At 70.0% G+C, this 8,377-nt stretch carries 7 protein-coding genes; 3 read left to right on the forward strand and 4 right to left on the reverse strand.

The genetic code is table 11. The annotated features are described in order from the left end of the window. Positions 1 to 416 precede the first annotated feature (416 nt). Both H5J26_RS25425 and H5J26_RS25430 read right to left on the reverse strand, forming a co-directional pair. Positions 417 to 2,057 (reverse strand): amidohydrolase, encoded by a 1,641-nt coding sequence (locus H5J26_RS25425; protein WP_181768303.1) that lies wholly within the window; start codon positions 2,055 to 2,057, stop codon positions 417 to 419. 55 nt (positions 2,058 to 2,112) lie between these two features. Then, entirely contained in the window at positions 2,113 to 2,553 is a 441-nt protein-coding gene (locus H5J26_RS25430) for an Lrp/AsnC family transcriptional regulator (protein ID WP_181768304.1), read from the reverse strand. A 201-nt stretch (positions 2,554 to 2,754) separates the two neighbouring features. On the opposite strand from H5J26_RS25430, the gene H5J26_RS25435 reads away from it, so the two are divergent. Further along, complete coding sequence (locus tag H5J26_RS25435; RefSeq protein ID WP_235981081.1) at positions 2,755 to 3,135, forward strand: hypothetical protein; 381 nt, start codon at positions 2,755 to 2,757, stop codon at positions 3,133 to 3,135. Positions 3,136 to 3,414: 279 nt separating this feature from the next. Here the strand turns inward: H5J26_RS25435 and H5J26_RS25440 are convergent, their stop codons facing one another. Further along, positions 3,415 to 4,416: a CDP-alcohol phosphatidyltransferase family protein gene (locus H5J26_RS25440; protein ID WP_181768305.1), complete on the reverse strand. Its 1,002-nt coding sequence runs from the start codon at positions 4,414 to 4,416 to the stop codon at positions 3,415 to 3,417. Positions 4,417 to 4,681: 265 nt separating this feature from the next. Here H5J26_RS25440 and H5J26_RS25445 point away from each other — a divergent pair, with 265 nt between their 5' ends. Further along, positions 4,682 to 5,341, forward strand: coding sequence for an endonuclease (locus H5J26_RS25445; protein ID WP_235981083.1), 660 nt, complete (start codon positions 4,682 to 4,684; stop codon positions 5,339 to 5,341). A 69-nt stretch (positions 5,342 to 5,410) separates the two neighbouring features. On the opposite strand, the gene H5J26_RS25450 is transcribed toward H5J26_RS25445, so the two are convergent. Beyond that, complete coding sequence (locus H5J26_RS25450) at positions 5,411 to 6,586, reverse strand: acyl-CoA dehydrogenase family protein (protein WP_181768306.1); 1,176 nt, start codon at positions 6,584 to 6,586, stop codon at positions 5,411 to 5,413. Positions 6,587 to 6,940: 354 nt separating this feature from the next. Between H5J26_RS25450 and H5J26_RS25455 the strand changes: the two genes are divergently transcribed. Beyond that, positions 6,941 to 8,221 (forward strand): glycoside hydrolase family 18 protein, encoded by a 1,281-nt coding sequence (locus H5J26_RS25455; RefSeq protein ID WP_181768307.1) that lies wholly within the window; start codon positions 6,941 to 6,943, stop codon positions 8,219 to 8,221. Positions 8,222 to 8,377 lie beyond the last annotated feature (156 nt).

Here is an 8,377-nt window from a genome sequence, read left to right on the forward strand (position 1 = left end):
GCCGCAGTGTGTCTGCGGGTCGGGGCCCGAGTGCCCTTCGGGCCGACCTGGGACCCGCTGGCTGCGAGTCGACCGAGAGCCGTTGTCTACTGAGCATCCGGGCCCCACCCGGGTCGCACCTGCCGGCCAGCCATAAACTTCCGCCCCCGTGCCGCGGGCGCTGGACCTGGCTCCCAGTGGCGGTGTCCCGGTGCGGCACACCACCCCCTGGCCCAGCGACGTTCGACGACTGCGCGGGGAGTGGCAAGCCGGACGTCCTGTGGTGGACCTGGCCGAACCTACCGGGCGGCCGGCATCGCCTGTCAACAGCCACGCCACCAGCGGCGTTTCGCCCAATCAGCAGGTCAGTGCCGCGCAGGCAGCGCGGGGTCGGCAGGCTCAAGGGGCGTCTACGGGCCTCAAGTCACGCGCATACATCACTCGTTCGGACGCTCGTAGACGGATCGGCCCCCCACCACCGTCCGCAGGCAGACGGGGAGTTGAGTGCCGGGTGTCAGGTCGGGAAGTCCCGGAGTGCCGGAGCGCGGGTCCGTCGACCAGTTGGCCACGCGGCTGTCGGGGGTCTGCACGATCAGATCGCCGGTGTGCCAGAGCGCGTAGTCGGCCGGGGCGCCGGGCACGAGGACTCCCGCGTCGTCGATCCCCACGGCGCGCTTCCCGCCCCGCGTATGGGCGGTGAAGCCGCCGCGTACGGAGATGCGGTGCCCGGGCGTCCGGTGGAAGGCGGCGGCGCGGATCGTGCCCCACGGATCCAGCGGCGTGACAGGGCTGTCGGAGCCGAAGGCGAGCGGGACACCGGCGCGTTGGAGCGCGGCGTACGGATTGAGGGTGGCTGCCCGCTCCGCTCCGAGCCGGACGGCGTACATGCCGTCGGCCCCGCCCCAGGCCGCGTCGAAGGCGGGCTGCACGGACGCGGTGAGCGCGAACTCGGCGAAGGCCGCGACGGTCTTCTCCGTGAGCATCTCCGCGTGTTCGACGCGGTGCCGGGCGGCGCGCACCCGCTCTGTGCCGACCTGCTCGGCAGCCGCCCGTACGCCGTCGGTCACGGCTGTCACGGCGGCGTCGCCGATGGCGTGGAACCCCGCCTGGAGGCCGGCCTCGGTACAGGCGGCGACGTGTGCCGCGACGGCACCGGCGTCGAGGTAGGAGGTGCCCGTGTGTTCGGCGTCCGCGTAGGGGGCCGTCAGATGCGCGGTGTGCGAACCGAGAGAGCCGTCCGCGAAAAGATCGCCTGCGGCACCGAAGGCGCCCAGCGCACGGATGCGGGCGGCGTCCTGGGCGGAGGAGACGGGCTCGGCCCAGTAGCCGTGCACGCGGGGTCCGTCGGCGTTGGCGGCGAGGGCCAGGAGCGCGGTGAAGTCGTCCTCACTGGAGATGTCGGGTCCGGCGCACTCGTGCAGGTCGCCGATGCCGAGGGACGCGGCGTGGTCGAGGGCCGCCCGCTGTGCCTCGGCCCGGCGTTCGGGAGTGAGGGTGCCGTGAGCGACGTTGCGAACGGCGTGGTGGGCGTCGCGGGTCAGGGGCTCGCCGTCGGCGAAGCCGGGGAGCTGGGCGATGCCGGGGACGAGGTCGAGGAGGGCGGTGGTGACCAGCGCGGAGTGCACGTCGGTGCGGGAGAGGTACAGGGGGCGACCGCCGGTGGCCTCGTCGAGCTCGGCCCGTGTGGGGTGGCGCTGCTCGGGCCAGCGGGTGGCGTCCCAGCCGTGGCCGAGAAGCACGCGGTCCACGGGGCGTGCGGTCGCGTAGTCACGGATGCGGGCGAGGGCGTCCCGAAGGGAGGGCGAGCCCGTCAGGTCGAGGCCGGTCAGAGCCAGCCCGGTGGCGGTGATGTGCACGTGTGCATCGGTGAAGGTGGGGGTGACGAGCGCGCCGTCGAGGTCGACGGTCTCGTCGACGCCGTCTGCGAAGGAGTCGGCGGCACCTTCGGAGCCGATCCAGGCGATGCTGCCGCCCTCGGTGACCATCGCGGTGGCGAAGGGATCCGCCGGGCTGTGGACCTCGCCTCCGCGCAGCAGGACGGTGTGTGACTCACGGCCTGGGGGCATGCGCTCGCTCATGGCGACAGTCTCCCGCCCGGACGGCAACCTGGGCCGGGCGGGGTTCGTCAGCGCGTCAGATGCGGGGCGGACGCGCCTCGTACGGGGTCGACAGGACGACTGTCGTACGGGTGGAGACCCCGGAGAGCGAACGGATGCGGGCGAGGAGGTTCTCGAGCTCGATCGGGGAGCCGACGCGCACCTTGAGGATGTAGTTCTCGTCGCCGGCGACGCTGTGGCACGCCTCGATCTCCGGGACCTCCGCGAGTCGTTCGGAGATGTCGTCCGGCGCGCTGGGGTCGAACGGTTTGACGGAGATGAACGCGGTGAGCGGCAGGCCCACCGATTCGGCGTCGACGAGGGCGGTGTATCCGCGGATGACTCCGCGCTGCTCAAGCCGGCGCACGCGCTGATGCACCGCCGATGTGGACAGGCCCGTGGCCTTGCCCAGGTCGGTGTAGCTCATCCGCCCGTCCTTGACGAGCAGATCGACGATTTGCCTGTCCACTTCCTCCACAGCAGGTCAACCTACTGCGCCGGGGGCGCTCCGGCACAACGGGCGCATGCCGGAGGGCACGTGAGGGCGCTAGGTGTGACCAAGACCACACTCGTGCTCCCGTGTCCCTCCGCGTGCCGCGATTATGCGAATGACGCCGCGGGAAGTGCTTGCTGTGGCCGGGGGCGAGATGCCCGGCAGGTCCACCCGAGGGGGATTTGCATGCGCACTGTGAAGCGGGTCCACATTTCCGAGAACGCCGCTGAGCCGGCAACAGGGGAATCCGTGGCCGCGGAGGCGTACGAAAGTGAGATCTACGAGATCTTCCGGGTGTCATGCCCGGACTGCGGGCAGCCGATCGCGCTGCTCGCGGAGGAGGAGAGACTGCCCCAGCACGGGTTGTGCGCATCGCCGTGGGACCCGTTCGGGCTGACGGTGTGCCAGGGATCGGGCCGGGCGGCGTCCGAAGCTGCCTCGCTGGGTGACGAGTTGGGACACGAGCACGACCTCACGGCGCTGCTGCTCACCCTTCCGGCGGGGCTCGACTGGCGGACGCAGCCGTTCTCGCACGCGGGACGCGCCCCCTTGAGCGCTGCGAGCTGATCACCTGTTTCTCGGCCCGGAGCCGCCGGGCCCCGGAGCCCGTACCCGAGGCGCTGGGAGCCGCGTGCGGGAGTGCCAGTGCCCGGGTGTGCGGTGGGCCGGGTGGCGTAGTCCGCGTATGAGGAATTCCTCGCTACGCGCACGCGTAGCGAGGCTCCGGCCTGCCGCTCCGGCGCAGGGAGCGAGGGCGCTTCATGCCTGCGTGCGCAGACCGGTCACGCGTGCCTGCACCGGTGCGCCGGCCTCCGGTGAAGAGCCTCCGGAGAACCGGCTCGTACTTCAGCTGCCTGTGTCCGTGGGTGCCGTGGCGCCTACGAGTGCGGGGATTCCCACCGCGCGCTCGAACGTGTCGATGGTCCGGGCGAAGTCACGTGTGGAGAGCAGCAGTTTGTAGACGATGGCGAGTTCGAAAAGGAGAAGCCCGGCACCGGCGACGATGGTGACGGGGATCACCGCGTCGAAGAGCGGCCCGATGATGAACACCGCCATCTGGAACTCGATCCCGCTGACGAGGTGACTGCGGACGCGGTGACGCAAAAGGAAGGACCGCATTCGCAGGTACAGCGGGAAGCGGTGGCGGAATTCCTGATTCAGGTCGATGACTTGACGCTGCCGGGCGAGTGTCGCCACGGCGGAGCCTTCTTCGGGGACGGTCTCGCCGGCCGCCGCATTCCGGTCCTGTTCGATGTCCGCTTCGGGGTTGTCGCGCAACAGGTCTTCCATGAAGGCCAGTTCGGCCTCGTTGTCGGCGCGGCGCGCCGCGCGGAGACGCACCTTGATCTGCTTGCGCATCGTGTGGCGTGTCTTGAAGATCTCGAGCGAGTTGATGTAGCGCAGACCGTCGAGGAAGATCACCACCGCGACCAGCCAGACGTACTCGGTCTCACCTGTGCGCTGGTACTGCCCGGCCATCAGCGCGGCGGCGCAGAGCATGACGCGTACGCGGTCGAAGACGAAGTCGAGCCAGGCGCCGAACACGGAGCCCGTGCCGGTGAGCCGGGCGACCTTCCCGTCCATGCAGTCGAGGATGAAGCTCAGGTGGTAGACGACGGCGCCGGCTATGAGCCAGCGCCAGTCGCCCATGGCGAAGCACGCGGCCGAGACGAGGCCCAGCACGAGTGCGCCCCAGGTGAGCTGATTCGGGGTGATGCGCGTGCGCATCGCGGTCTGGCGTACCAAAGGCGTGGCGACGGGGTCGACCAGCAACACCGTCCACCACGCGTCGCGTTTCTTCTGGGTGATGCGGCGCACCTCATCGAGGGGCGGCATTTCGTGACGCATATTCAACTTCCTTATTCCTGTGGGGTACATCGGAGGCTAAGGAAGCGTTCATTTGAGGTACAAGATCGGCCGGGTGCAACCTTTTCAGATGTCCGATGGTCATACCCGGAACAAGAGTCGATGTCCTCCGTGCGTCTCCAAACGCTGTCGTCGCTGCTGCCGCGCCGTTACTCCGAGCGAGCCTCCCCAGCTCCGAGAGGTGAATCAGGTCCGAGCAGTGGGCACCCGTGCCGCTCCCTGACCCAGACCGGTGAGCGAGGCCGTTATGACACAGACACCGATGAAGCCGGCCAAGAAGGCCAAGGACCGGGCGACCGTACGGGCGCTTCTGGACCGGCACGGCCAGACCTATGCCGAACAGGCCGGCATCACGCTCCGCGACACCCCCTCGCCGCTCTACCGGCTCCAGGTGCTGTCACTGCTGCTCTCCGCCCGCATCCGGGCGGACATCGCGGCCGCGACGGCACGCGCGCTGTACGACGCCGGGATGCGGGACGCCCGCCGGATGGCCGAGGCGACGTGGCAGCAGCGCGTCGACGCGCTCGGAGTGGGCGGCTACAGGCGCTACGACGAGCGCACGGCCACCCAGCTCGGTGACGGCGCGGAGCTGCTCCTGAGGAAGTACGGCGGCGACCTGCGCCGGATGCGTGAGGATCCCCGCACCGAGGAGCGCCTGCGCGAGGTGCCCGGCATCGGGCCGACCGGTGTGGACATCTTTCTTCGCGAGGTTCAGCAGGTGTGGCCCGAGTTCGGCCCGTACTTCGACCAGAAGGCGCAGCAGGGTGCCGAGCGGCTCGGCCTGCCCACCTCACCCGGGAAGCTGTCCGATCTCGTCGCCGCACGGGACCGGGCACGGTTCGCGGCCGCGCTTGTGCGCGCGGCGCTGGACAAGAAGGTCGTCGAGGACGTGCGGGCGGCGGTGTAGCACCCGCCTGCGCGCACGACCTCGACGGCCTGCGGCGCCCCGGGCCCGGTGGGCTGGTGGCCTTGTGGCCTAGCAGCCGCGTTCGGGGCCGACCATCTGGCGGGCGATCACCATGCGCTGGATCTGGTTGGTGCCCTCGACGATCTGGAGCACCTTCGCCTCGCGCATGTAGCGCTCGACGGGGAAGTCAGTGGTGTACCCGTAGCCGCCCAGTAGCTGGACGGCGTCCGTGGTCACCCGCATCGCCGCGTCGGTGCAGAACAGCTTGGCCATCGCGGCTTCGCGGGCGAACGGGCGCCCCGCGTCGCGCAGTCGGGCAGCACTGATGTAGAGGGAACGTCCCGCCTCGATCTGCGTCGCCATGTCGGCGAGCATGAAACGCAGGCCCTGGAAGTCCGTCAGCGGGCGGCCGAACTGCTCACGGCCGTGCATGTACCGGACCGACTCGTCGAGGGCCGCCTGGGCGAGTCCGACGGCGCACGCCGCGATGCCCAGCCTTCCCGACTCCAGGGCCGACAGAGCGACGGTCAGCCCTTGCCCCTCCTCGCCGATGCGGCGCGCGTCGCTGACGCGCACGCCGTCGAAGTGCACCTGTGCGGTGGGTGATCCGTTCATCCCCATCTTGCGCTCGGGCGCGGCCGCGGAGACTCCCTCGGCGTCTCCCGGGACGAGGAAGGCGGTGATGCCGCGTGGCCCCTCCTGGCCGGTACGGGCGAGGACGGTGTAGAAGTCGGCGACTCCCCCGTGCGTGATCCACGCCTTGGTGCCCTGCAGGATCCAGTCGTCCCCGTCCCGGGTGGCGCGGGTGCGCAGGGAGGCGGCGTCGGAGCCGGAGGCCGGTTCGGAGAGGCAGTACGCGCCGAGCGTGCCGCCGCCGAGCATGGCGGGCAGGTGGTCGGCGCGCTGCTCCTTGCTGCCGAAGACGGCGAGGCCGTGGCAGGAGAGCGTGTGGACGCTGGTGCCGAGACCGACGCTCAGGCGGGCGCCGGCGAGCTCCTCGAGCATCTGGAGGTAGACCTCATACGGCTGGTCACCACCTCCGAATTCCTGCGAGTACGGGAGGCCGAGCAGCCCCGACCGGGAAAGCAGGGTGAAGATCTCACGGGGGAAGCGGCCCTCCGCCTCTTCCTCGTTCGCGCCGGGACGGATCTCCCGCTGGACCAGTTCACGTACGAGAGCCAGCAGATCACGCGCTTCCTGCGTGGGCAGTTGGCGATCCACCGGCTGCGGTCCGAGTTCAGGCATCACGACGCTCTCCTCCTGTCGGGGGCTGAGGGCGACGGACCTGGGTGTGGTGACGCCGCCGTATCCGGCCACGGCCGGGGGCCGGGACCGGTGAAACCGCTTGGCCGCGATGGTGCCCCGCCGGGTTGCGACGGCGGCTGACCAGCAGATGCGGCGAAATGAGTATGCCCGATCGGCGGCATGCCGTCACCGGTGGGACAGAACGGGCGAACTGGTCCGGCGGGGGACGGATGAGCGGAATACCTGTCGCGAATTGGTTCAAACCATTGACGCACTGGTCTAGTCCTTCTAGATTCCGCCGGGAACCGTCCGCGCGCATCCGGCGATCACCCCCCGACTCCCGCGAGGAGAACCATGACCGGACCATTCGAACGACGTCGCAGAAGCCCCTCACGCAGCAACCGGCGCCGCCTCTTCGCCCTCCTCGCGACGGGGTGCGCGCTGGTGCTGGCCGCGACGCTCCCGGCGGGGAGCGCCGGCGCGGTCCCTGCTCCGGCGAAGCCCGTACAGCAGCGGGCCCAGCAGACGGCGGCCGACGGCAAGTTGGTGGGCTACTTCGCCAACTGGGACGTCTACCAGCGCAATTACCACGTCAAAGACATCGACACCTCGGGGTCGGCTGCCGAACTCACCCACATCAATTACGCGTTCGGAAACGTCCAGGGTGGAAAGTGCACCGTCGGCGACGGGTTCGCCGACTACGAGAAGTCCTACACCGCCGACCAGAGCGTCGACGGACAGGCCGACACCTGGGACCAGACCCTGCGCGGCAACTTCAACCAGCTGCTGAAACTCAAGAAGAAGCACCCCGGGCTCAAAGTCCTTTGGTCCTTCGGCGGTTGGACCTGGTCCGGCGGCTTCGCCGAAGCGGCGAAGAACCCTGCCGCGTTCGCCGACTCCTGCCACAGCCTTCTGAACGACCCGCGCTGGGCCGGGCTCTTCGACGGGATCGACATCGACTGGGAGTACCCCAACTCCTGCGGCCTGACCTGTGATCAGAGCGGCCGGCAGGCCTTCACCGACGTGATGAAGGCGCTGCGCGCGAAGTTCGGCGGCGACAAACTGGTGACGGCCGCGATCACCGCCGACGCCTCGGCGGGCGGCAAGCTGGAGGCCGCCGACTACGCGGGCGCCGCCCAGTACGTCGACTGGTATCTCCCCATGACCTACGACTACTTCGGCGCCTGGGACGCGCAGGGCCCCACCGCTCCGCACTCCCCCCTCACCGGCTACGACGGCATCCCGAAGGACGGCTTCAACACCGCCGCCACCGTCGAGAAGCTGACCGGGATGGGCGTGCCGGCGAGCAAGCTGCTGCTCGGACTCGGCTTCTACGGGCGGGGCTGGAACGGCGTGAGCCAGTCGGAGCCCGGGGGCACTGCGACCGGCCCGGCCCCCGGCACCTACGAGCAGGGCATCGAGGACTACAAGGTGCTCAAGAGCCGCTGTCCCTCCACCGGTACGGTCGCGGGCACCGCGTACGCGCACTGCGGCAGCCAGTGGTGGAGCTACGACACCCCGGCGACCATCGGCAGCAAGAGCGACTGGGCGACGCAGAAGGGGCTGGGCGGCTCCTTCGTCTGGGAGCTGAGCGGTGACACTCCGAACGGCGAGCTGATCAAGGCCATCCGTTGAGGGCCTGCCGTTAAGGGCCTGGCACCCGGCCTGACGGCCTCCTCCGGCGCCCTGCCTCACCGGCGGGGCGCCGGAGTTGTCAGACCCCCCTGGCAGACTCCGCGGCATGACGGCTGACCTGGGCGACGCGGCCCGTACGGACGCCGCTGCGGCCAC

The organism is Streptomyces albidus (ex Kaewkla and Franco 2022) (genome assembly GCF_013870515.1).
GTDB lineage: Bacteria > Actinomycetota > Actinomycetes > Streptomycetales > Streptomycetaceae > Streptomyces > Streptomyces albidus.

Coding starts and splice junctions, on each gene's coding strand:
- H5J26_RS25450 (WP_181768306.1), bottom strand. CDS start 6,586: ATGCCTGAACTCGGACCGCAGCCGGTGGATCGCCAACTGCCCACGCAG.
- H5J26_RS25435 (WP_235981081.1), top strand. CDS start 2,755: ATGCGCACTGTGAAGCGGGTCCACATTTCCGAGAACGCCGCTGAGCCG.
- H5J26_RS25425 (WP_181768303.1), bottom strand. CDS start 2,057: ATGAGCGAGCGCATGCCCCCAGGCCGTGAGTCACACACCGTCCTGCTG.
- H5J26_RS25440 (WP_181768305.1), bottom strand. CDS start 4,416: ATGCGTCACGAAATGCCGCCCCTCGATGAGGTGCGCCGCATCACCCAG.
- H5J26_RS25455 (WP_181768307.1), top strand. CDS start 6,941: ATGACCGGACCATTCGAACGACGTCGCAGAAGCCCCTCACGCAGCAAC.
- H5J26_RS25445 (WP_235981083.1), top strand. CDS start 4,682: ATGACACAGACACCGATGAAGCCGGCCAAGAAGGCCAAGGACCGGGCG.